Source organism: Shewanella sp. 553 (assembly GCF_059338375.1).
Window position 1 is genome coordinate 577,164 of the sequence record NZ_CM181701.1, and the last position, 24,697, is coordinate 601,860.

Sequence of the window (24,697 nt, forward strand, 5' to 3'; positions counted from 1 at the left end):
TCGCCTTTAATGATTGACCCTTGGGTTGCTAGTTGAGCTGCTTAAAGGGATAAGGCATTTGTCTTTGAGCTATAGATCTCTATAAATGATAGATAAGCTCAGATCCAACGGCGTTCTATTTCGCTCACCATCGCATACACTTCATATAAAGCCGATAAAGTACATCTCTTTTAGGCTCTCGCTACATTACGTAATATAGCGTTGAAACCAGTCTATTTTTAGTGAGTTACCTTTATTTTATCTTAGGCGTAATTCAACTCATTTTTGGTATCTAATTTGCATTATTTAACTACTGCAGATTTTTTGACACTGGATAATACAATGGAAAAGTTGAATTTAACTCTTTTTAAACATGCAACGCCAAAGCAAGTGATGTTTAACTTAATCCTATGGCTGACATTAGTTAGTGCGGCTTTGATGTTCGCGCCGCTATCGGTGATTAGTACGCTTAAGTTAGAAGGGTTGGTTAATCAGCACGCACATATTATTGGATTAGGGCTGCTGCTTGGTATGGCTTATCTGTTGATGAAAGTCGCGAACTACTTTATCGACGAGGCGATTACACACCTCAAAGGGAAGCGCACCCTTGAAGTCATTGAAAAGAAGGTGCTGTTACTCGATCCGACGGAGCGGGCATTACTGCGCGAGTTTTTCTTACAAGGTGAAACCATTTTGACCCTGCCTGAAAATGAGGCGGCAGTAAAAAGCTTACTCGAGAGTAATATTTTAGAGTATTTAGGTAATAAGAAACATTATGCAATTCAAGGGCCCACTGCCGATTATAAAATCTCAATGGCAGCAAGGAGTCACCTTAATCGTCAAGTTCTACGCTTGCCGCAAGGTGAGCCTAATCAAGAGCAGATCCAGTTGTTGATGAAAGCTAGACCGCACTTTATTCATAGTATGGTGCCAAGCCGCAAACACGCTGCTTGAGTGATGTTGAGATAAAAAGAGGGGGCGTAAGCCCCCTTTGCATTAGAAATGTGTATTAACACTGAGCCTTAAAAGACCCTATCTATTCTGGTTTTGACTTCGATATAAACAGCCACATGATGTATGACATTATTCCAATGGTGGTGAAGATAACTAACATAGACATTAAACCAATGGGGTTACCGAACATTAAATCTAACCAAAATGCCATTTGAGAAGTCCTCTTTCGCAGATGTTTATAAAGATGTCACAGCTAAATTAGCGCTATTAGATATGCAGTATGCTGATCTTGATCAATTAATGATGCCAAAGCGTTTCTGATCTGCATTAATTTGGTTAAATCTGTGCTGGTGATCGTGTTGTTATTTATTCGCAAGGTTGATGTTGGGTTTATCCACTTCCCAGGCGAGTGAAATTTGCTCATTCGATAATTAATCGTGTTCAAAAGACTTGCCATTGGCTAAAGCGAAGGTATAATTCTGTTCACTTGCTAAGGAGATGTTGTTTAGCAAAGTCTATTTGATAAGCCGGAGTGGTGGAATTGGTAGACACGACGGATTCAAAATCCGTTTCCTTCGGGAGTGACGGTTCAAGTCCGTCCTTCGGTACCATTATCAAATACTCTCATAGAGAGATAATTAACCTGCTCTATAGCAGGTTTTTTTGTTGATGACATTGCAGATGTGGTGGAATTGGTAGACACGCTAGCTTCAGGTGCTAGTGGCCTAACGGCCGTGCGAGTTCAAGTCTCGCCATCTGTACCAAATCGCTTGATGAGAGACACTTGCCTGCTTTTTAGCAGGTTTTTTTATGCCTGTAATTTGCTCTTATCATGGCCATGCATAAGAAAGCAGGGCTAGGCCTACTTTCTTATTGCCGATTTCAGTGGCTTAACTTTGTAGTATTTTCAATGGCAGGCCGAGCATGTCGTCGCCGCTACCCGCGAAATACCAGATGATAGCTACCAAGGCCCCAACCGTTAGCAGATACCAAATCGCCGAGAAGAGTTGTCCGTATCTGTCTAATGGCAATAGATGACTCTGATGACGCGTTTTCCATTCAAACACTATCTCCATGCTGCCGATTAAGAGTAAGAAACCCAGTAGTGCTAACCCTAGTGTATAGCTGATAAACACACCCACTGCGGCGCCAGCGATACAGGCCATAAGCCCCAGCGTACTATTCATCGAAAAACTGATGCTTTTAAGAATATGGCCGCCATCTAAGGGTAAAATTGGCAATAGGTTAAATAGGTTTAGTAGTGCGTTAAAGGTGGCTAATCCGGCAAAAAAGATATTGCCAGTGGCCCAGTAAGCCAATAATGCCGCCAGCGACATCAATAGGCCGAAGGTGGGCCCCATGATAGAGATCACCACATCTTGCCAACGGGTATTGATTTTTTCGTCACTAAGCGCCAAGCCGCCCATGAAAGGGATAAGGTAAATCCCTTTTGTTTTCATACCGAAATATTGCATGGCGCGGATATGACCATATTCATGAAACACTAAGCAGGCGATAAGCGCTAAAGCAAATTGCAGCGAAAAGAGCCAAGAGTATGCGGCCACACTGGCACCAGCAAGTACCACCTTGATCACCTTGGCACTCTTAAATAACTTAAATCCCAATGAGCCTAAACCAACCCAGCTAAATTGTGGCTTGGCTGCTATCGGTTGTACCGGTGTTTGTTGTTCTATGTCTTTGCTGTTACGGCTGCCTTGAGTGATGATGTCATCGTCTTTTAATAGGCTGTATTCTAAATGAAAAGGTTGCCATGCTAGGTCAATAGATAGGGTGATTATGATGCTCGGCTGGCCATCAGCTAATGGATTTTTTAGTTCAAACTGATGCTGTTTTAAGCCCTCATTATTGGCAGATGCCGGTAGCGCCGACACTAATTGTCCGCCCCAATACAGTTGTTGCCAGCCCGCCATTGAGCCCTCTAATCTTAGCTCTTTACCTAAACAGTCTATCTTAAGGAGTTCCACGTCATATCTCTTGTTGATTGGGCATCATATGGGCGAATTATGCCTGTAAATATGCTAAATATGAAACAGGTATAACACTAAGTTATACCTGAGAATATTGAGACAGAGATGACACTGGTCAATGACGGCTATAGTCGAAGCTGATCTCATGATTATGATTGTTCACAATGCAGGGGCCATGTTCGCGCTGGGTTCGCTGGTGAGCTGGGCCTATATGCAGCTCAACATTGGCAAAAATATGTTTACTGGCTTCGATCCGATATTGCTGATAATAATCTTCCACTTCTCGTTGCAGTAAGGTGTATTCCACCTCCTCACGGGCGCATTCGGCGGTAATACGATGTTTCTCTTCGAGCATTCCTTTGACTTGTTCAACCATCAACTCATCATCTTGCCAACTGGCTTTTGGTGGCAACTTGTTTAACCTTGACTCAATATTGAGCCTAGCGACCACCATCTGTTTGATACCTTGATCCAGCTGTTTTAATGCCTCTTTCAGCTCACCTAAGTGCATGGCGCAATAGGTTTCTGTTTTGGTGCCCGCGGTGGCACCGATGATCACCGCCTTGATGCCTTTATTCGCTTTGGCTATGCCACCAACTAAATCGCCTCGACGACCATTGGCATCACTGACGGTGAGCCGAGATTGAGTTTCGGTGTGACTGTGCAGCAGTTGTTTGGTGATCAGGATATCTTTGTCGGCCGTAACATTTGAATACTGTACAAATTGTGCCGAGATCTGCCCCTTCGCCTCTAAAGTGGTCGACAGTCGCTCATCTTTTAGCTGGCGGCCGATCACCCCTTTACTGACGGTGATATCCCCTTGCGCAATAAGGTGGGCCGAATCGACAAAGCCCATGACGGTAATATCGCCACTGCTTTTAACGACCATTCCTTCATGGACGTCACCTGTGATTAAGATGCTGCCTTTAAAATCGACATTACCATAACCGATATCGACATTTTTTATTTGCAGTACATCGTCAACCTGCATGCCGTTAGTGGTTTCGACAGGCTGGCCAGCTTTACTGGCGATAAGCGTGTTGTGGCAATCTCTTAAGAAGTGAGTTCCATTGCCAGCGACCATTTTTATATCTTTGCCTATCACTGGGGTGAGCTTTTCGCCGTTGACTTTATAACCCTCAGAGCCATGAGTTGCAGGTGTTTTAATCATTAAAACGTCATTCGGTTTGACCATGATGACCTCACCGAGATTGCGCATATCGACGGTGCCATCTTCGCGCTTTTGTGGCTGCAGTAAACGTTCTCTCGCCAGGGGCACTTTACGTTCAATGCTGGCGTGGACACCGTTAATTGCTGCTTTGCCGTGGGCTATCACTTCGGTGCACTGCTCACCCGGACGCAGCTGGGTTAATTGCTGCAGTGCTGATTGAATTTTTAACTTGCTTAACCCCATACAGATAGCTTGTTGCTTTAATGCGTTAAGAATATTGGGCAAGCTGATCTCCTTGCCACCCCATGCTGCGGTGAGGGTCATTGCAGCGCTCATCTTGTCTTCGGCAAGCTTAAATTCAAGCTTGCCATCACGGCGCTCTGCAATGTTAAACAGTTGGGGGCTGTGGCCGTCATCTTGATCGATAAGTTGGTTGACTTGTATGACGGCTTTATCGATAACAGGTTTCAGTGGATATAGCTGACAAAATTCGCTCAACGAAAGTAGTTGGTTAATCATCTCGACGGAAATGGGGCCGTGGATAGCCGGGGTCACTTTGAGTTGAGCTAATGTACCATCACTGCTTAGTTCGATTAGTTCAGGGGACAGCATAAGTGTTTCCACAAGTTGACTCTTATTATTAGTCACTCGAGTATAACAGCATAAAGTTTAGCCAATGAAGCCTTAATTTGCTAAGTGTTGAGCTGGGTCTCGCAATACTAATCAAATTAAATCATTAAATTATTTATCAATACGCCATGATAACAGCAGTGGGTGTTAAGGCTTGATGGGGGGCGGTTGAATTCACTTTTCCGCCAGTGGGCTACAGTGAAAAAAGCTAGGCGACAGGGGGGCGGCTAGCTAATCTCTTCATCCTAGCGTTAACAATAGGTCATTTGCGTTGCGAGTAAACCTTGTACTTATTGTTTTCAGCGCTGACATTGACGCCCTTAAAAGTGCCAGCGATAGCCTCACTATAGGGCAGGTGGCGATTGGCGACGATATGCCATTGTCCACCGCGAGTGAGTTTTTGTGCGCTATCTTGTACAAATTGGGTGGCGATATTCGTGGTGCGATGTAAGCCATCATGAAACGGCGGGTTAGAGATAATCGCGTCAAATTGCCCCTGGGTTTGTGCTAAGCCGTCTGATGGATAGATTTTAGCGGTCATATTATTGGCCGCGAGCGTCAGCTCACATGAGGCTAGTGCCATGGCGTTAATATCGACACACTCCATTGTGATAGCGGGGTCTGCTTTGAGTAAGGCGGCGCTAATCACGCCGGCGCCGCAGCCAAAATCGAGCACTCTACCCGAGAGTTTCGGCAAATGTTCAAGCAGTAACTTCGTGCCTTCATCTAAACGTTTTTCGCTAAATACTCCCACCAAATTACAGATGGTTAATGCGCCTTGTGGAGTATCGAGTGTATAGCGGCTGACCCAGTCATTGAGATTCATTTGCGGTGCGGCTTCTATTAGCTCGGCGCTAAATAACAAACAGTGGCGAGCGTTATCCAGTTTGCTAACTGCATCAAAGTAGTTTGGTAGCTGTTTAGTTAGTGAGCGCACTCCACCCTTATTTTCACCCACTACCAGCAGTTGCCCACCTGGTTTAAGGTGCAGACCGGCTAAATTCAGTAGGTAGGGCGCTAAGCTTTTAGACTTAGGATAAAACAGCACGACACAATCGAATCGCTCATCATTGGTCATTTGATGGCCAAAATTCAGTTGTAGCCGCTCAGAGCCGTAGGGTAATAGTGGTAAATGGTGGTTGAAATCCAGTGCTAAGGTGCTGACCTTATTCGCGACGCTCAGTAGCTCTTTTGCTAATAAGTCGCCTTCGATGTTGAGCAGTAAAACATCTTTTGATTCAAGTAGATGACTGTTTCTTACGATCAGTTGTGATGGATTAGATAGCACGAATAACCAATATCATAGGGAAAATTTGCAGGGATTATATCCCATGGGCAGAGATTATAAATAATCATTTTATTCTGCTGCTGAGCTGATTTTTGGCTAACCTATTAATTATATGGAGTTAAGTCTCTTTTTAGTCTGGAGACGCCATGTGTTAACGCTTCACATCTTACAGCTTCACCATCATCTTTATATTGTGCTTGGAGCATAAATTGAAGGTGACGATTCATCATCACTAGCTAATGTTAAGCGCATCTGGCGTGCAGCTTTAACCATACAGCACGCCAGAGTGAAGTCGCCAACGCCTATAGGTCAAAACTAAGTTCAGCACTTAAGCCCCTCATGTATTTTGCCAACTTAAACTGAAAAGTTAAGCACATTAGGGACTAATCACGCTGTGGTAAGTGCCTGTTACTGGACGAGTGTGACGTTAGCGGCGTTAGGCTTTTGTGTTGGTGATTGCACTTTGTCCTCTACGGTTGCTGGCGTTATCACCGCCGCTTTTGGGGCGTCTTGAGTATGCGATTGCTGAGCTGGCATCACCTTGGGTAATAGGCTTATTATTTTGTTGGCAATATCAGTATTATCTTGATGCCCAGCAAATATCGTAGCCGCAGGGCCTGTGGCAAAGACTTGCACATCCATGCCAGTATGGCCATCGGTTGTCCAGCCAGTGTTAGAGCGGGTATCGATAAGGCGTTTAATGGCGTTATCGAGCACCTTGTGTCCTTGCATTCGAGCGTTGGCCAGTTGGCGTGTTTCAGGCTCATTCAGTGATAAACCTAAGCGACTTTCAACCACGGTGCGCCAGTCATCGGCGGCTATCGCTTCGGTGGCAATCGTCGCAGGGTTGGCACTGATGTTACGCAATACTTGGCTGTCCCAGCGATAGTCGCCATTGGCACCTATCGATAATCCGCCCGTGTTGTGATCAGCCGTCACCACTAACAAGGTGTCGTTGTGGTGACGAATGTACTGCTCAACCACCTCGATGGCTTTGGCAAATTCATGCATCTCCGCCATTGCGCTTGCAATATCCTTGTTATGGCCGGCCCAGTCGATAAGGCTACCTTCGACTAATAAGACAAAACCTTGCTGGTTAGTTGAGAGTAATTCAAGGGCTTTACTGGTCATCTCACTAAGGCGGTTGGCATCTGGCTCATCAATCGCCCAAGGCAATTGCACCTCGGCAAAGAGCCCGATAACCTTAGGTTGCGTCACCTGTGATAGCTGGCTGAAATCGGCAAGATAATGATAACCCTTGGCCTCAAACTCTTTAATCAGCGCGGCGGGGAAATACTTTTGCCCACCACCGAGCATGACATCGGCATCGGTATTGAGGTAGCTTTTGGCTAATGCTTCGTAGTTACGGCGACTCTCATTATGGCTTAAAAAAGCCGCGGGAGTGGCGTGATTGATTTGTGAGGTGACCGCTACACCAGTACTCATATGGCGTTTTTTAGCTAGCTCCATGATGGTCGCTATCGGTTGCTTATCGGTATCGACCGACACGGCGCCATTATAACTTTTGACCCCAGTCGCCAGTGCGGTGGCGGCTGCGGCGGAATCGGTTACTACGCCGCTAACCGCTGCCGGATAAGTACTGGCATTGCCGATGGCGAGACGATCGAACACCGTCTGCTCAACCTCTTGAGTGCTAGGGTTATCCTGATAATAACGGTAGGCGCTGGTATAAGCGGGCCCCATACCATCACCCACCATGATCACGATATTTTTGGGACGGCTAGGGGCCGCCTCTGGCGATAATGGATTAGCACTTATCACGCTGCTGTGCAGCAGCACTGTAGCAAGTGAGCAGGTGGCTATAAGCGTTGATAACTTCATCATGGCTCCAGATTATGACTTTATACGGGCTTCGATAGCGTCCATCAACATGCCGGTAATATCGACGTCATAGGCTGCCTGGATCTCTTTAATACAGGTTGGGCTAGTGACATTAATTTCGGTTAGTTTGTCGCCAATCACATCTAAACCGACGAAGATCAGTCCACGTTTTTTCAACTCAGGGCCAATCGCATTGGCAATGGCCCAATCGCTTGCAGACAAAGGCTGCGCCACGCCTCTACCGCCAGCCGCTAAGTTGCCACGGGTTTCCCCATTTTGTGGGATCCGCGCCAAGCTATAGGGCACAGGTTGGCCATCGACTACTAAGATCCGTTTGTCACCCGAGGTGATATCCGGGATAAAGGCTTGTGCCATGGCATATTGCTGACCATGGTTAGTTAAGGTTTCGATGATCACCCCAAGGTTAGGATCGTTTTGCTTCACGCGGAAAATCGAGCTCCCACCCATACCATCCAATGGCTTTAAGATGATATCGCCTTTTTGTTGATAAAAAGCACGAATACGCGCAGCATCGCGCGTGACTATGGTTTCTGGAGTAAACTCGCTAAACCAAGCGGTAAACAGTTTCTCATTGGCATCACGCAAGCTTTGCGGTTTGTTGACGATTAACACGCCTTGCTCTTCGGCGCGCTCCAGCATATAAGTGGCGTAGATGAATTCAGTATCAAACGGCGGATCTTTGCGCATTAAGATGACATCGAGCTCAGCCATTGGGGTGTCGACGGCGTCACCTAACTGATACCAGTTTTGCTCATCTTGCTGCACTGTTAATGGGCGCATAGTCGCCATGGCGTCGCCATTGACCATGGCAAGATCATGCATCTCCATATAGAACAGCTGATAACCTCGAGATTGGGCCGCCATCAGCATGGCGAAACTAGAGTCTTTCTTGATGTTGATGTCGCTGATGGGGTCCATCACGATGCCAAGCTTAATCATCTCTCTTTCCTTATTCAATTGTGACGCATTCGTTATGGCGAGTGGGTTAGCCCAAGTCGCCGAAATTAAGTTGTAGTGCACTAATGGCGGTTAAGGCTGCGGTTTCGGTGCGCAGTACTCGTGGGGTCCTAGCAGTACATCAGTAAAATTATCTTGTTCCGTCATCGCGATCTCCTGCTCCGACAGTCCGCCTTCGGGACCAATCAGCAGGCGTACACGCGTGGTATTCAGTGCTAAGCCTTTGATACCGTGCGAGGCTCTTGGATGTAAATTGAGCTTAATGGCGGTGCTGCTTTCATGGCTCCAGTCTGCTAATGCCATGGCGGGGCGTACGATGGGGACCACGCTACGGCCTGACTGCTCGCAAGCACTGATCACAATTTTCTGCCATTGTTGAATCTTTTTCTCTAAGCGTTCACCCGCTAATTTAACGCCGCAACGCTCTGAAAATAGCGGTGTAATGGTATTCACGCCCAGTTCAACTGACTTTTGTATGGTGAAGTCCATCCTATCGCCGCGGGAGATCACTTGCCCAAGATGCAGGTGCAGTGGTGATTCATTGTCGTTAACCGTTTTAGTTAAGACCTTCACTTCGACATTTTTCTTACTGGCACTGACGATCTCGGCGACATAATTGTGACCATCACCATTGAACAGTTCAAGCTGTTCACCTGGGCCCATTCGTAGTACGCGGCCTACATGCCCAGCCGCTTCAGCATCGAGCATGACGCTAGAGGCTAGGTCTAAGGAGCCTGCTTGGTAAATTCTGGGTATTCTCATCTGCTACTCCGCAGTTTGCTGTATCTTGGCTTGTTGCTGACACTGGCTTTGCACAAATGGGTTATGGTTGCCCTGACGTGTGGCAATGGCGTTATCGCGTCGGCACTCAATAGTATCAACTGGATAGGTTTTATCCCATGCTTTAAATAGCTTTAGCTGACTTTTGGCAATTTGTAAGCCGTAAGTTTGCTGCATATAAAGGTAAGTGCGCGCGATCTGTCCACGGGTATGGGGTGGTGGTTCCACTTTACGAGACTTGAAATCGACGACCATGGCACATTGACCATACTGCTCAGGCGTAGCATTCCACTGGCTAAAGCGGTAGTTGCTGCGATCGCCATTGACTTCGCCGATAGCGGGCACCAAATTATGCAGGTCACTTTCCATTTTTTTAAACAGGTTATCGCTTTTGCCGCAATATTTACGGCCACCTTGTTGCCAACATTGGCGTTGATGACCAAACTCCCAAGCGGGGACTATGTGCTCCCATTCAATTCTGCTGGCGCGCTTTTGTTGCTTGCGCACCTGATAACCGCAGCGATTAAAGTCCGGTTGCCACAACTTGCCATTGATGGTGATGTCGCAGCCGCAATAAAAGCTAGTGGTGTTAAGGTCTTGGCTGTAAATCGTGCGCGCAATGTTTTTGGCTTGGTTAAAACTCGTGGGGTGCGAGGCAAGTGTATTGGCCGACGCCAGCGATAATGCCAGCAACGCCATTGCCCTCAGCGCCACAAGGCGCCGAGTATAGATATTCTTTAACACATTTAATCCCTAAAAAAGATAACAAAGCTTGCGTAGACACCGTGGCGATTAACACGAAAGCGGTCTGGGCAAGCTTACTAACAGCACTTTGGCCGTTTGGTGCCGATTTTACGGGATGGGACGCAGCTTAAGCAAGGGGCGAGATGAACAGGTGTTGGTTGCCTCTTAGTCCAACTGTCGAGTAGGTATGCTACCTCGTGGCTGGCTATGCTAAGGTGAGGGTCTGTTTGCAGCGTCGGCAGCGATAGTGAGTTTGCTCTCGCATGACTTTATTATGGCGGCGAACACTCAAAGCTATCGGACCACAAGCACATTGATAAGCGAAGGTTTTTCCTTGTACTGAGCGGGTATCTAAGCTGTGAGTCGTACTCGGAGTCAGCTTAAACAGGGTTATCATCAGGGTTTGCCACTCAATGCCGTGGGGTTTGACTCGACCATAAAGCTGGTGGGCGAGCAGGTGACATACCTCATGGGGGACGACTTGAGTTAAAAACGCCTCTGGATTTTCTTCGAGTAAAACGGCATTAAATCTCAATTTATTGAGTTGTAAATGCGCTGTGCCAGCGCTTTTACCCCTGAGTTTAAAGTTAACTTGTGGGCGAGGGAATCGGCGCTGTAATTGATGCTCAGCCTGTTGATAACAAAGGTCAACTTGGGCCAGTATTCGTGCTTGGTTGTCTGTCTGTGGCAATGGTGTTACAGCAGGTGATAAGGGAGCCTTGAGCATCATAGCTTTATTAATCAGTCTTTTAATACGTTGATACATCTAACATCTTATATTTGCGCCCCTATTTGATTGTCGGGGCGCTGTTGAGTGTGCTGATTATAACCGAGTTGCTGCGGCTTCGACCATAGTGGTTATCTGGTTGACAATAGCCATCTCGGTGGCGGCGTCGTAGCGGCTGACGCGCGGGGTGTGTATATGGCCAACCTTAATGCCACTATTAAATTGCAGCCCTAAGAGCACTGCACGGTAGGAGATCTCATTGGAGAGATAACCGCCGCCGGAACCCTCAACCGAAGTAGCGTTTTGCAGCTCCAGCAATGAATCGGCGCTAAAAGTCCCTCTTGCCAAAGTGGCCACAGTGCGATTGTCATTAATAGGCCATTGTTTTTCGATGTTTTGCATCGCACCCACAGGCAGTGAAAATTCAACAAATTCTGGGCCGTTTAAGGTGTTGCCCTCTAGTAATGGTGCTTTAGGTGCGGTTGGTGTGGCTCCGGTCAGGACGTTGAGGTTGTCGGGAGCGTCGGCACTGCGGTTACGGCCTGGAAAGCGTTCTAAATCGAAGTTCTCTCGACCCATGCTGACGGTAACAATGGCATCGACGCTATTATCGCGATAAATCGGTGTGAGCAGTGATTCAATGATCCCTTGGTCAAAGTCGGCAAATCTAACTGGTATCATGACGGTCTCAATTTGAGCTTGCTTGCCATTAACCGTGAAACTGTAGCCATCGAGAGCTAAAGCGGCTAAGCCCGAAGGGTTACTTTGGTCAATATTGCGATCGAGAAAGAAGGGGTCGAAGCCAGTTAATAATATGCGGATTTGGCTTTGCTTATTGAAGTTGATATCGCTAAAACCACGTGAGGATTTCTCAACAGCATTGAGTAATATGGTGCGCTGCCAAGGGGCAATGTTAAATGCAGGCTGATGTTGTTTTAACTGAATTTTCATTGCTAGGCGACTCCAGTAGAGTGGTCTATCATCTTGACCGCCAGATTGTACGTCTCTGACTGCTTGCTGCCATAAGCGCTCGCCTTGACGAGCGACCATTTGGGTCATCACCAACTCATCTGATTGACGCCGAAATTTTTGTTGTAAATCCTCTACCATCGCCTGATATCGGTTGACCACATTCGGCATGGCAGCACTCGCTTTGGGTAATCGCGCCTCTTCAATATCCGTTTTAGCAGCTACGGGCAAAGCGATAATGTGGGTTGCAAGCAGAGTACATAACAGTGCCGAGCGCAAGTGAGTCATTGCCATATCCTTTCAATTGTTAACTGTACGGTAAACATACGCAATATCAGGTGACTAAGCACCAACATGGGGCGTATTTTTGGGCTTCAGTATGCACCAGAATAGTGGTGATGGAAAGTTGCCTAAACTTGACGCTGATAATGGATAAAGTAAATAACAATCACTCGTTTTAGTTAGCTTTTTCAAGTAGGTGGCTATTATATAGCAGATGGATGACGAATAATTTAATCGCTCGCTCCGTCTAATCGGTTTTTTATTACTATACTTTCTTACTCTAAATTATGCGTGAAATCGTTTTGTTATGGTTATATCGATAATTAACTTTGATAGAAAAAGTTAATTATCTAAACACTCGTTTAATAAGGAGTGGTCATAGGGTTGTGGCCCTTAAAGGGAGTTTCGATATGAGATGTCTTAGCATTATCGGTCATGATTATGACGATGTGTTATGTCGTGGTTTAAAAAAGTACGATATTTATTCAGAGTTTTATGTGGCTGAAAATTTACAAAGCTTTAGCATTAATACCGATATATTACTACTCGACTTAAGGGGCGGGGATAAAATTGCTTGGGCTGAATTGATTTTGAATCGATTAAATAAAAATACTTTAGTGTTGATGATGGTTGAAAAGGAGCAACTTCAAGTTGATGATATTCAAATGCTTATTGCTCAATATGCTTGGGATTATCATACTGCACCATTTGAGTTAGAGCGATTGGCTCGCATTCTAGGGCATGCATTAGGCTTGATTAGAATGCGCTTAAGGTGTGCGACTCAAGCCGATAGTGCAAAGCTGTTGCAGCCCAAAACCATCATGTGCTCACGGATAATGAAGGCCTTGGGTAAGCAAATTTATCGTGCGGCACCAACCGACATCCCTATTCTGATCCGTGGGGAAAGTGGCACGGGTAAAGAGCTGATCGCAAGAGATATTCATCAAAAATCCCAGCGAGCATCAGGGGCATTTGTGGCGGTTAATTGTGGCTCATTAATTTCAGGTGTAGTGCAATCTGAGTTATTTGGCCATGAAAAAGGGGCCTTTACAGGCGCAGTGAATCGCCATAAAGGTAAGATCAGCCAAGCCCATGGCGGCACGCTATTTTTAGATGAAGTGGGTGACTTACCATTAGATCAGCAGGTTAATCTGCTGCGTTTTTTACAGGAAGGCACTTTTGACGCTGTCGGTGGCAGTAAGCCAACCTCTGTCGATGTACGAATTGTGGCTGCAACACATATCGATTTAGACGCAGCGATTAAACGCGGTGAGTTTCGTTTAGATCTGTTTTATCGGTTAAATGGACTAACGCTTGAGTTGCCAGCGCTGCGTGATCGCAAGGAGGATATTATCTCGCTTGCGGAGCACTTTTGTCATAAATATGCCTCAGAGTATGCTGTAGGAGTTTGTCATTTTAGCGAGCAAGCTAAAGTCGCTATGTTAGAGCACCAGTGGACAGGTAATGTGCGTGAATTAATCAATCGTATTCGTCGGGCGGTATTACTATGCGAAACTGGAATTATACAAGCCTCTGATTTAGAGCTTGATAATTCAATGAATAGTGATTGTTTTGCTAGAGGATTGAAGAAAATTAAAGATGAAGTGGAAAAGAATACGCTTATCCAAGTGATGGAAAAACACAGTGGAAAAATGGATGTTGTCGCAAATGACCTGCAAATATCAAGAGCGACACTATACCGCCTAATTGATAAGCATGACATTTATGCAATCGATTCTTAATGTCTCATAATTAAGACTCGATAATCAATTTTGAAAAATAACAAGATCAAGGTCTTGTTATTTTTTTGTCTTAATATTGAGATTGTTTTTATTATGAAAAATATAAGTTCTTGATATTTATCTTTTCAATTATTGGCCTGTTGTTTGCCTTATTCATTGAACGCTGATGATTAATCTTAAATGAAGAGGGCTAAATGAGACTACGTTATGGACAACGGTGTTTATGTTTATTGTTTGGCACAATTGCCTTTACCGTTGCAGCCGATGGTAACGGCTCTGATAAGGAGAGCCCTAACGACGGTAGTTTAAATGGGGGCTATCAGAGTTATAGCCTTAGTTCGCCTAGTAATATCGCTATTGTTGCGCCTCAGGCTTTTTTTAATGTTCAGGGCCGAGTGGCAATTAATCAGTCCGCAGGTGAAATAAACCTGCAAACCAATAGTCACGCTATTGGTGGGCAAGTGGTCATCCTTTCTCATCAGAAAAACCCTTACATAGCCGACAGCACTTACGGTGACGCTATCAATCAAACGTCAATCGAAGAGTTAGCGTTCGAAAATAGCCAAGGATTGATCAGTATCAATCAGGTCAGTGGACAAGGAAACATGCAAGCCAATCTTGGGGCCATTGGGCTCCAAGCGGTTGTCGGTCTTGGATTGGATGATAAGTCCCTTGAAAACGTGACCAGCCTAAGTGCCTTACCTATGGGTCATCTTGATAATCATCAGTCTTTTATCGCGCCTGATAGCTTTGAAAATGTGCAAGGCATAGTGCAAATCAACCAAATTTCTGGCGATGGTAACACCGCCATAAATCAGTTCTCGCTGCAGTTACCAAGTGGGAATTAAATCATCCTAATGGAGAAATGGAAAATGGAAATGAAAATGAAGAAATTAACCTTAGTAATGTGTATTAGTGCAGCAATTAGTGCCAATGCGTTCGCTAACGGTGAAACAGATTCAGATAGTTCTGTTGAGCTTAAAAAGGAAGTGAGTGTCACTAAAGAACTTGAGTATAAAGGTAAAGTTAAAATCTCAGGTGATATTGGGGTCAACGGACTAGGTATGGCAGTGATTGAGAACAATCAAGAAACCGGAGCTAATTTAGTTGGTAATTCTTACGTTGATAATGCCGCTTCAGTTTCAGATTCCGCCTTTAGTAATGCCAGCGGTAATATTGGCGTCAACCAGGCGGCAGGCGATCATAATGTGCAAGGGAATTCAGCTGCGCTTGCATCGATAGATGCCTCATTTGCATTTGGTTCTGGCGATGCTGAAATTTTCAGTAGCCAACGTGGCACCTTTAATGTAACGGGTAATTATGCCTCCACCAATAGTGCCAGCATTAGCGGCTCAGCATTCAGTGGGGCTTCGGGTAACATAGGAGTCAATATCGCCTCTGGTGCTAACAATGTTCAAGCCAATAATATGGCGGCATCTGCACACACGGGTAGCTTAGGTGAAGCGACAGTCTCAAACACCCAAGTTTCAGGTCATAATATGACCTTGAATGAAAGTGTTGTGCAGAATTCGGTTGAGTATGCAGATGTGACGTTATCAATGGGGGCGACGGGCACTTATGATGGCAATATCGATCAAGATGGCCCATTCTATCCAACGATTTGGCAAGATGATGGTACTCATGACAACGGTGATGATGCCTTTTTGTGGGGGCATATTGATATGGACGGTGAAAACCCTGACGGAGATACCCATGCTTTCACTGAGACCGGTACGCAGACTTTAGCCGGCACAGTGTCTGGTCAGTTGCCTTTCTTTATTGAAACCGTCACCCAGAAAACCACTAATACAGTGGCCATAGCGAGTGGTGCTTTCCAAAATGCGTCAGGTAATATTGGCGTAAATATGGCATCGGGTAATGGTAACCTGCAGTCAAATAACTTGTCTCTTACAAGCATGACTGGAGGCGCGATCCTTTCTGAACAATAATTATTCACTGCATTCTTTTTGTATCGCAGCGGTTCAAGATGCTTTGAGCTGCTGCATCACTAAGGACAACTAGATGAAATATTTATTGTTATGCCTGTGCTTAAGCATTCATCAACATGCGATTTCAGCCGAAATAATGTTAACCGGCATGATCCCCGGCATGGGGAATTACACTAAAAATATCCAAAGTATCAGAGAACGTAAGTTTGAGTTTGTGGTACCGCAGAGAACAGACTTTTCATGTGGCGCCGCGAGTTTAGCAAGCATTCTTAAGTATGGTTATGGTCAGGAAGAGATAACCGAAGAACATGTACTGTTAGGAATGCTAGAGGTTGCCGATATTAACATCGTGCAAGAACAAGGTTTTTCTTTGTTAGATATGAAACGCTATTTAGCGACGCAGAACATGCGTGGCAGAGGATATAGGGTAGGAATTAAAGAGCTTCTACAGTTAAAAATACCGGCGATAGTGCTGTTAAATGATGGTGGATACAGCCATTTTGTTGTAATGAGGCGGTTTGCTGATAACCAAGTTTTTCTTGGCGATCCCGCACTTGGAAATCGTATTCTAGAGTATGAAGAGTTTGCTAATAAATGGAACGGAATTGTCTTTGTCGTTATCGGTAATCAATACATTAAAGACAATCCATTGATGACGCCTAGAAATAGATTAACTTACAACGTATTAAGTCCTATGCAGCCATTAACCGATGCTGAACTTTTAGAGTTTGGTTTTCAATATGCAGACATGCTTTAGGAGGCAAAATGAAATTTTGCTTAGTAACAGGGATCTTGTTGGTCAATTCTGCTTTAGCATCTGATTTGCCATTAGATGCTTTTGATGAAAAAGCGCCATTGTCTGATCATGAATTGGCCCAGCAAAGGGGTAAGTATACCCAGAACGGTCAAGATTTTTATTTTGGTTTATTGATGCAGACTCAATATCTCAATGCTCAAGGAGTCGCTCAGCAGGTGAGTATGCAAATTGAGATGTCGGCGTCAAATGATCGTCCTAGGCTCGTCATTACTATTGCTGATGACGGGGCATTAACCGACAACTCACTAGGGTTGTCTTCGTCTGGGCAGGCGAGTGGTTTACAGCAAAAAATTCAGATCACAGGTGATTTTAATAATGTTAATAATCAACTTGATATTACACAGGGTGCGTTAGATCCATTAGCTAACGGCGTCGAAATCATTTTAGGACAAACCTTAGTAAATAGCAGTGGTAACGTGCTCTATTCTGCTAAAAGTGGTGAATTGGGTTATCGGGTCGATTTGCAATCAGCATCGTTTGCGCAGGGGGTCTTATCCCAGGAGGGGAATGGCCAGTTGATGCAATCAATCAATATTATTGGTGGGTTTAATCAAATCACTAATAGTTCATTAATACGCTATCAAGGAATTGATATTGGAATAAAAGAACGTCAATTAATGGGCTTGCAGGTACGCGACATCATGGGTATTGGTCTATAGTTTTTAGGGCTAATGCTTTGCCTAAGATCACACAAGTTTATCAAGGATATCTATCAATGGACGTCAAATGGACTGAGATTGCCCTGCTAGTATCGATTGCGTGTATGCCCCCCCTAAGTTTTGCTGCCGATAATGACCCTAATCAAGCGGCCATGACCGAAGCTGAAGAGCTTCAATTGTTAAAAAAGCAGCTTATCTTACTCAATAAACAAGCACAGATGCAGCAGCAAGCCATTAACCAGATGGCGCAAAAAATATTAGCTAAAGAAGCAACGCTTAAGCAACCTCAGCCTAATCACAGCGATGCGCAGGAACAAGCAGCGCAATCTATTGAGCGCCAATCGCAATCCCCTCGCGTTCAAGAGTCAGATGCGGTTGCACAGGTAAAAAAGGAGCCTGATCGCTCTCGCAGCACAGATGACGTGTTGCAAGAAGCCCATAATGTGTTTGATCGTAAGTTAACCGTCGAATCCTCTATAACCTACAGTTATTATGGGCGTAAAGACTTAGTTTTACGTGGTTTTCTTGCCTTGGATGCCATATTTTTAGGTAACTTAAACCTCGACAGAATACGCTCTAATACGGTTCAACTTGATTTAACTACGCGCTATACACTCAATGACCAATGGCAGTTCGAAATGGGTTTTCCCTATGTGTATCGCCTTAATAAATATGAGTCGGTAGGTGAGGGGAATTCGAGCCAGTTATATGAGTCTGCCAAGGTTGAAGGTGGGCAAATTGGAGATATGAGTTTAGCCGCTTACTATCGGGTGATGACCGAAGGCAACGGTTGGCCCGATTGGGTTTGGAATGTCAGAGTACGCCTGCCCACCGGAACAGATCCTTATGGTATCGAGCTAGAGTCGTCAGAGTCGGGCAATTTAACCTACCCTGTTGATATCGCCACGGGTGCTGGCGTGGTAGGGCTTTCAACCGGCTTTAGTTTAGCTAAAACCTACGATCCCGCGATTGTATTTTTTAATCTCAACTACGGCACCTTTATCCCTGAAGAATATGGCGATCTATCAGGGCTACCTGGATTATCGCCCGGTGATATCGATTTGGGGGACTACATTGATTACAGTTTGGGGTTTGCATTTGCGGTGTCAGAAAGAATGAGTATTGGCATGAGCTTTAACCAGAGGTTTTTCGCTAAAACTCAGCAGCGTCCTAAAGGCAGTGATTGGCAAGATATCACGAGGACAGATACCAATACCGCATCGCTTGGCCTTGGCGCGACATTGGCGCTAACTGAGAACTTGTCTATGGTCACAAGCATTGGTGCTGGCTTAACCGAAGACTCGCCCGATTATCAATTAAGCTTACGTTTCCCGTATCGTTTCTAACGGTTAAGACTTTATCGAGATAATATTGTTTAAGGGATGACCATAGTGATGGCAAGGCTATGGTCATTATTTTGTTGTGCACTTGAGTTAAGCGGCAGGCTAATCTTAGGTGGGCTAGTAACTAAAAGCGCTAGCCATTTTGCTGTTAGTTATCAATGAGTCTATTATTTTATAGAACAAGGCATCGCTGCGGTTGAGAGAAGGTTGGTTGTTCTGATGACCCTCTAGCGATGAATCGTCGGCGATGCTACATCATTAACGATTGTAATGATTCATGGCTACTAAAGCGTTTGGTAAAAAAATCTAAAAATACGCTAATGTTCGTCGCTAATTGCCGTCTGCTCGAATAGACCCCGTATACTTTAAAGGGTTCGATGGGCCAGTCTTGTAAAAGTGGCACTAGGCTGCCGCTAGCTAATTCCGTTTTACACACAGAATTAGACAGCATGGCAATACCAAAATCATCCAATACTAATTGTTTGACCATTACGGCACTGTTGACTCTGACTTTACGTTTAAAGTTAACCATGGTCTTACGTTGACCTTTACCTAGCGGCCAAATAGGGGCTGAGCGCGAGGTGCCAAGCAAAATACCATGATGGTCGCTCAGTTCCTGTGGCGTGGCAGGAGTGCCTTTGGCTTTTAAATATGCTGGACTGGCTACTAATATAGGTTGGCGCTCTAACAGTAAGCGGGCCACCAAGTCAGAGGATTGCAGTGGGCCGTATTTGATGGCGATGTCATAGCCTTCACCCACTAAGCCGACATCATTGTCGGTAAATTGGACGTCGAGTGCCACGTTGGGATATAAGCGCATAAAGCTACTGCATAGGTTGGCGATGAGCTCTTGGCTAAACGAAACCGGAATAGCGATACGCAGTGAACCAGATACATCATTATGAGTATTTTCAATGGTTGCCTTGGCAGCTTCGACTTCATCGTTAATACTACTGCAGTGTTGATAAAATAATGCACCCACTTGAGTAAGGCTTAAATTACGCGTATCACGCTGCAATAAACGCACGCCTAACTGCTCTTCGAGTTGGGCGACTTTACGACTGATGGTCGACTTTGGCATGCCGATATCGCGAGCCGCTTGAGAGAAACTCTTAGCTCTCACTACCGCTGCGAATAGCATCATACCGTTCAAATCTGGCATTATTTTATCACTGTCTCAAAAATGGAACATAGCGTCTAAGCCAGTTTAATAGCATTTGACCCTATAACAAAGTTATATTTATTGGCTAAAAATTTTAGAGGCTAAAGCAGAGGATCAATTGATGACCAGCACCAATCAGCCCACAAACACGACTCAGGTTCAAACTGCCGATCCGCTTTTTCTTCAAGCGGAGCATTTGGCACAAGATTTTTCTTTGTTTCCAAAACACAGTAAGCAGAGTCTGTCAGAGCAGATTAACGGTTTATTAAGTGAAGAGACTATTCAGTCTAATCTTAAGGAATTGGAACAATTAGACGTAGATGGTTATGTCGCTAAAGTGATTCAACCCACCTTAGATAAAAACCGTCTTGGTGCCAAGCGCGTTATTGCCGATCTCAAAGGCAAGCTGATCACCGATAAACACTTAGGCCCATTTTACAGTGCTGAGGTTGAACTCAATTTTGGTACTCGCACTCGCCGTATCGGTTTTATTGCCCAAGAGCGTACCACCAGTAATGGTGCATGGATGCCTGAGCATCATCTAGCCGCTTGTGCTGCTATTCGCCATTTTGCTGAATTAGCTATGCCTATCGTTTACCTTATCGACACCCCAGGTGCCGATGCGGGTGAAGTGGCTAACAGTCAAAACCAAGCGCACACAATTTCTAAAGCCATTGCCGAAAGTGCCAACGTCGATGTCCCTACGGTGGGTATCGTGATTGGCGCTGGCTACTCTGGTGGTGCCATCCCCTTAGCTGCGGCTAACATTTTGTTGTCACTGCGTGATGGTATTTTTAACACCATTCAGCCTCAAGGGCTGCAAAGCATTGCGCGTAAGTACAACTTATCATGGCAAGAGTGTGCTAAGTCGGTAGGTGTATCGCCAGAAGAGCTTTACACCTCGGGTTGTATTGATGGCATTATCGATTTTTCTCCGTCAGATAAAGATGAGCGTCAGCATAATCTTCGCCGTGCGATCATTAGTAGTATTGAAGCGGTTGAGAATGCCGCAGTGCAGTTTGTGCGCGAGTCGAAAGATTTACGTGAACATTATGACCGCAGCTTAAATCGTTTCTTGCACCCGTCAAAGAACCTTTCTGCTCTAGAAGAGCAGGCGGGGTTATCGGTTGCTGATAATCCAACGATGCACCTTAATTTATTCGGTAGTTCATACCGTTACCTACGTTACTTAACCTTACGTAGCCGTATTCATTCTATTTCTCAAGAGCAATATGGCCGTTTATCTAAGGTGAGCGTGCCTGAAGGCGATCTGCTGGCGCGTATCCAGCAAGAGCAAGATAAGGTATTCCAGTCTTGGTTATCTAGCCCAGATAAACTGGTTTACGACGAAGATCTCAATAAGTTATGGAGCAACTTTACCGCCAAGCGCGATGATGTGTCTACCGAACGTAACATGCTGACGCGGTTTATTTTAGGTGAGCCTAAAGAGAATTATAAAAAGGCGCGTAAGGCACTGTTATTCAATATCGGTTGGTCGTTATACCATCGCTGGAAAGGCAACGCCGAAAACAATTTCAAAGGCTTGATCCACTATCTAGAAAGCTTGCCTGATGAAGTGACGCAAGCTGACTGGCCAGAGCTTAATCAACTGACAGTTCTGGATGTGATCGTCCATGACGAGCTACGCGAAGATTTTATTTGGCAATGTTATAACATCTTAATTTTCAATGCGCTGTATGACAACGTGGTGGGCAACCTCGCCTCAATCGCGAAAGAAGCCATGATGACGAAGAGTTTATCGCGCGCCTCTGTCGACAAGCTGCTGCATGACTCAATCGATCGCGCTATCTCTAAGCAAGATACCGCTAACGATAAGAACAAGTTCTATAAGTGGCTGAAGTATTTTATGTCGCAGTCAAACCGTGCCGATCTACTGACCAAAACTGAACAGTGGAAGAGCGTTGGTTTCCCGCAACTTAACGACAGTCTATTCGTTATCTTGACCTATTTCTTCGAGCGTCTACTGCCTGAGTATTTTGCCAGCGAAGAGAAGAGCAGCGATTACACTGGTGCCATCAACCCTGTGCGTATTGGTCGTCGTAAAGACTTCTGGAACCGTTTGACCATGGGTTATCAAGATCTGCTTATCCAGAAAGTGCTTCGCGATGAGAAGCGCAAGGGTAAGATGACTTGGGAAAATGTCATTGCTAAATTCTTCAGTGATTTTGATGAGCTAAATGGCGACAAAATGTCGGCTAACCTACTCAATTTCCCAGGTTTCCGTTTATCAATTGAAGATGCACTCGATAAAGGCATTCGTCCGTGTGGCTTGATCACCGGTACCGCTAACGTTGAGTACAAGGGACAAACCATTCGCGCAGGTGTGGCGGTATCCAATACCGCATTCCAAGCGGGTGCGTTCGATATGGCTAGCGCCGAGAAATTCAGCGCGCTGTTGATCGAATGTGCTAAACGCAGACTGCCGGTTATCTGTTTCATCAGTTCTGGTGGTATGCAGACTAAAGAAGGGGCGGCAGCGCTGTTCTCTATGGCCGTGGTAAACGATCGTATTACCCGTTTCATTCGTGATAATGAACTGCCAGTGTTGATGTTTGGTTTCGGTGACTGTACCGGTGGGGCTCAAGCCAGTTTTGTGACCCATCCTTTGGTGCAAACATATTACCTGTCTGGCACTAACATGCCATTTGCAGGTCAGATGGTGGTACCCGCCTACTTGCCATCGACCTCGACACTGTCGAACTACCTATCTAAGGTTCCGGGCGCAATGAACGCCTTGGTCACTAATCCATTTAGTGACACCATAGATGACCAACTCAGCGGTATCGATCCACTAATGCCTAAACCGACGGCTAAAATTGAAGATGTGATCGGCAATGCTATTTCGACCTTAGTGCCTGAAATGCAAGTGGCGGTGGAAGAGATTGTTCAAGACGATCCTCGTCAGTTGATGAAGCCGATTGAAAAGGTACTGGTGCATGCGCGTGGTTGTACCGCGGTTAAACTTATCCGTAAGGCCCACGACAACAACATCAATGTAGTCTTGGTGGCATCAGATCCTGATATGACCTCGGTGCCGGCCGACATGCTTAATGAAAATGATAAGCTGGTCTGTATCGGTGGTAATACTTCAGATGAAAGTTACCTTAACGCCTATTCAGTGCTGAAAGTGGCTGAATATGAGAACGTTGATGCGCTGCACCCTGGTATTGGCTTCCTGTCTGAAAGCCCACAGTTTGCCGCATTGTGTGTCAACAACGGCGTTAACTTCATCGGTCCTAGCGTACACAGCATGACCACCATGGGTAACAAGTCGAATGCGATTAAAACCTCGCAATCGCAAAATGTCCCCGTGGTCCCTGGTAGTCACGGTATCTTGACCAACGCAGAGCAAGCGGTCAACGTGGCCAGTGAAATTGGTTACCCAGTGCTGCTCAAAGCGGTACAAGGTGGTGGCGGTAAGGGTATTCAAGTTGTTGAACGCCCAGAAGATATGATCTCTCTATTCCAAAAGACCTCTACCGAAGCGGCTGCGGCATTTGGTAATGGAGACCTTTACCTAGAGAAATACGTTACCTCTTTGCGTCATATTGAAGTGCAGTTACTGCGAGATCAGTTTGGTAATACTAAGGTACTGGGCTTACGAGATTGTTCGGTACAACGTAACAACCAGAAAGTGATTGAAGAGTCTGGCTCAACGATGTTGCCAGATGAGCTTAAGCAAAAGGTGATGGAATACACCCGTGCATTAGGCGATGCTACCGATTACATGGGCGCAGGTACGGTAGAATTTATCTACAACCTCGATACCAATGAAGTGTACTTCATGGAGATGAATACTCGTCTGCAGGTTGAGCATCCTGTCACCGAAGCCACCTCAGGCATTGATATTGTCAGCGCCGGTTTCGACATTGCCGCAGGTCGCTCTATTGAGCACCTTGAGCCACAAGAGATTGGTTATGCTATCGAAGTGCGTGTCACCGCCGAGAAAGCGGCATTAGACAGCAATGGCATATTGCAGTTATTACCGCACCCAGGGGTGATCACCGAATATGCGATGCCTGAGCGCGATGATATCGAGATCATCTCAATTGCCGGCGAAGGCAAAGAGGTATCACCATACTATGACAGCTTGATCGCCCAGATCATCTGCCGTGGTGAGTCGCGCGAAGATGTGATCAACAAGCTGCATGACTATCTTGCCAACGAAGTGGTCATTAAAGGTATTGCGACCAATATTCCGTTGCTTACACGTATCTTAAAAGATGGCACCTTCAACGAAGGCGTGTATGACACTAACTATCTACCACGCTTCATGGCTGAGCTGGATATTCCTGAGCTGATTGCCGAAATGGAAGCTGCAGCGGAAACCGTGGGTGTCGATACCGAATCGCTACGAGTTGGTGAGAGCAATGAGCTAAAAGTATTAGCACAAGGCGCGGGTATCTTCTATACCTCGCCAGCACCGGGTGAAGCTGACTTCGTTAAAGAGGGTGACATTGTCACGGTCGATCAAACGCTTGCGTTAACCGAAGCGATGAAGATGTTCTCTCAGGTGACGCTGGCAGGCTTTAATCGCCAAGGAGCAGTGTTGTACCCAGAAGATAAGCAATATCGCATTGAGCGTATTCTTAACAGCAATGGGCAGCAGGTCTCACAAGGCGAACTCCTGTTTGTAGTATCACCCGTTAACTGATGCCATTGAGCGCCAGCT

18 protein-coding genes, 2 tRNA genes and 1 pseudogene are annotated in these 24,697 nt (G+C 45.6%); 10 read left to right on the forward strand and 11 right to left on the reverse strand.

Annotation, left to right across the window (positions count from 1 at the left end; all coding sequences use genetic code 11):
* Positions 1-321: 321 nt before the first annotated feature.
* On the forward strand, positions 322-933 hold the full coding sequence (locus tag AC5YBZ_RS02635; protein ID WP_494520103.1) for a superinfection exclusion B family protein: 612 nt from the start codon (positions 322-324) through the stop codon (positions 931-933).
* An 82-nt stretch (positions 934-1,015) separates the two neighbouring features.
* Here AC5YBZ_RS02635 and AC5YBZ_RS02640 read toward each other — a convergent pair whose 3' ends face one another.
* Entirely contained in the window at positions 1,016-1,144 is a 129-nt protein-coding gene (locus AC5YBZ_RS02640) for a DUF3149 domain-containing protein (protein ID WP_110455829.1), read from the reverse strand.
* 315 nt (positions 1,145-1,459) lie between these two features.
* Between AC5YBZ_RS02640 and AC5YBZ_RS02645 the strand changes: the two genes are divergently transcribed.
* Together AC5YBZ_RS02645 and AC5YBZ_RS02650 are read left to right on the forward strand one after the other, a co-directional pair.
* Positions 1,460-1,544, forward strand: a tRNA-Leu gene (locus AC5YBZ_RS02645).
* Positions 1,545-1,610: 66 nt separating this feature from the next.
* Positions 1,611-1,697, forward strand: a tRNA-Leu gene (locus tag AC5YBZ_RS02650).
* Positions 1,698-1,823: 126 nt separating this feature from the next.
* On the opposite strand, the gene AC5YBZ_RS02655 is transcribed toward AC5YBZ_RS02650, so the two are convergent.
* From AC5YBZ_RS02655 to AC5YBZ_RS02695, 9 genes and pseudogenes are all read right to left on the reverse strand, one after another.
* On the reverse strand, positions 1,824-2,864 hold the full coding sequence (locus AC5YBZ_RS02655) for a site-2 protease family protein (RefSeq protein ID WP_475516917.1): 1,041 nt from the start codon (positions 2,862-2,864) through the stop codon (positions 1,824-1,826).
* A 172-nt stretch (positions 2,865-3,036) separates the two neighbouring features.
* Positions 3,037-4,704 (reverse strand): flagellar assembly protein A, encoded by a 1,668-nt coding sequence (locus AC5YBZ_RS02660; protein WP_494543391.1) that lies wholly within the window; start codon positions 4,702-4,704, stop codon positions 3,037-3,039.
* 280 nt (positions 4,705-4,984) lie between these two features.
* Entirely contained in the window at positions 4,985-6,010 is a 1,026-nt protein-coding gene (locus AC5YBZ_RS02665) for a methyltransferase (protein WP_494520102.1), read from the reverse strand.
* Between the two features lie 408 nt (positions 6,011-6,418).
* A complete protein-coding gene (locus AC5YBZ_RS02670; RefSeq protein ID WP_494524309.1) occupies positions 6,419-7,852 on the reverse strand; it encodes an alkaline phosphatase in 1,434 nt (477 codons plus the stop codon).
* 12 nt (positions 7,853-7,864) lie between these two features.
* A complete protein-coding gene (gshB, locus tag AC5YBZ_RS02675; RefSeq protein ID WP_494524310.1) occupies positions 7,865-8,812 on the reverse strand; it encodes a glutathione synthase in 948 nt (315 codons plus the stop codon).
* 46 nt (positions 8,813-8,858) lie between these two features.
* Positions 8,859-9,592 (reverse strand): annotated as a pseudogene (gene rsmE / locus AC5YBZ_RS02680) (16S rRNA (uracil(1498)-N(3))-methyltransferase).
* A gap of 3 nt (positions 9,593-9,595) precedes the next feature.
* Entirely contained in the window at positions 9,596-10,309 is a 714-nt protein-coding gene (locus AC5YBZ_RS02685; protein ID WP_494524787.1) for an endonuclease, read from the reverse strand.
* A gap of 250 nt (positions 10,310-10,559) precedes the next feature.
* Positions 10,560-11,120 carry a SprT family zinc-dependent metalloprotease gene (locus AC5YBZ_RS02690; protein WP_494524312.1) on the reverse strand — a complete coding sequence of 187 codons (561 nt, stop codon included), beginning with the start codon at positions 11,118-11,120 and terminating at the stop codon, positions 10,560-10,562.
* A 57-nt stretch (positions 11,121-11,177) separates the two neighbouring features.
* On the reverse strand, positions 11,178-12,338 hold the full coding sequence (locus tag AC5YBZ_RS02695; protein WP_494524313.1) for a PA0049 C-terminal domain-containing protein: 1,161 nt from the start codon (positions 12,336-12,338) through the stop codon (positions 11,178-11,180).
* 404 nt (positions 12,339-12,742) lie between these two features.
* Between AC5YBZ_RS02695 and AC5YBZ_RS02700 the strand changes: the two genes are divergently transcribed.
* The 6 genes from AC5YBZ_RS02700 (at position 12,743) to AC5YBZ_RS02725 (ending at position 18,845) form a co-directional block, all read left to right on the forward strand.
* Positions 12,743-14,074, forward strand: a complete 1,332-nt coding sequence (locus AC5YBZ_RS02700; RefSeq protein WP_494524314.1) for a sigma-54-dependent transcriptional regulator — start codon at positions 12,743-12,745, stop codon at positions 14,072-14,074.
* A 194-nt stretch (positions 14,075-14,268) separates the two neighbouring features.
* Positions 14,269-14,922, forward strand: a complete 654-nt coding sequence (locus AC5YBZ_RS02705; RefSeq protein WP_494524315.1) for a FapB/FapC family functional amyloid domain-containing protein — start codon at positions 14,269-14,271, stop codon at positions 14,920-14,922.
* Between the two features lie 36 nt (positions 14,923-14,958).
* Positions 14,959-16,023, forward strand: a complete 1,065-nt coding sequence (locus AC5YBZ_RS02710) for a FapB/FapC family functional amyloid domain-containing protein (protein ID WP_494543392.1) — start codon at positions 14,959-14,961, stop codon at positions 16,021-16,023.
* A 73-nt stretch (positions 16,024-16,096) separates the two neighbouring features.
* Positions 16,097-16,780: a C39 family peptidase gene (locus AC5YBZ_RS02715; RefSeq protein ID WP_494524317.1), complete on the forward strand. Its 684-nt coding sequence runs from the start codon at positions 16,097-16,099 to the stop codon at positions 16,778-16,780.
* A gap of 8 nt (positions 16,781-16,788) precedes the next feature.
* On the forward strand, positions 16,789-17,499 hold the full coding sequence (locus AC5YBZ_RS02720; RefSeq protein WP_494524318.1) for a hypothetical protein: 711 nt from the start codon (positions 16,789-16,791) through the stop codon (positions 17,497-17,499).
* Between the two features lie 56 nt (positions 17,500-17,555).
* Positions 17,556-18,845 carry a transporter gene (locus AC5YBZ_RS02725; protein WP_494524319.1) on the forward strand — a complete coding sequence of 430 codons (1,290 nt, stop codon included), beginning with the start codon at positions 17,556-17,558 and terminating at the stop codon, positions 18,843-18,845.
* A 247-nt stretch (positions 18,846-19,092) separates the two neighbouring features.
* Here AC5YBZ_RS02725 and AC5YBZ_RS02730 read toward each other — a convergent pair whose 3' ends face one another.
* Positions 19,093-20,004, reverse strand: a complete 912-nt coding sequence (locus AC5YBZ_RS02730; protein ID WP_494520097.1) for a LysR family transcriptional regulator — start codon at positions 20,002-20,004, stop codon at positions 19,093-19,095.
* 121 nt (positions 20,005-20,125) lie between these two features.
* On the opposite strand from AC5YBZ_RS02730, the gene AC5YBZ_RS02735 reads away from it, so the two are divergent.
* Entirely contained in the window at positions 20,126-24,679 is a 4,554-nt protein-coding gene (locus tag AC5YBZ_RS02735; RefSeq protein ID WP_494520096.1) for an ATP-binding protein, read from the forward strand.
* Positions 24,680-24,697: the final 18 nt, after the last annotated feature.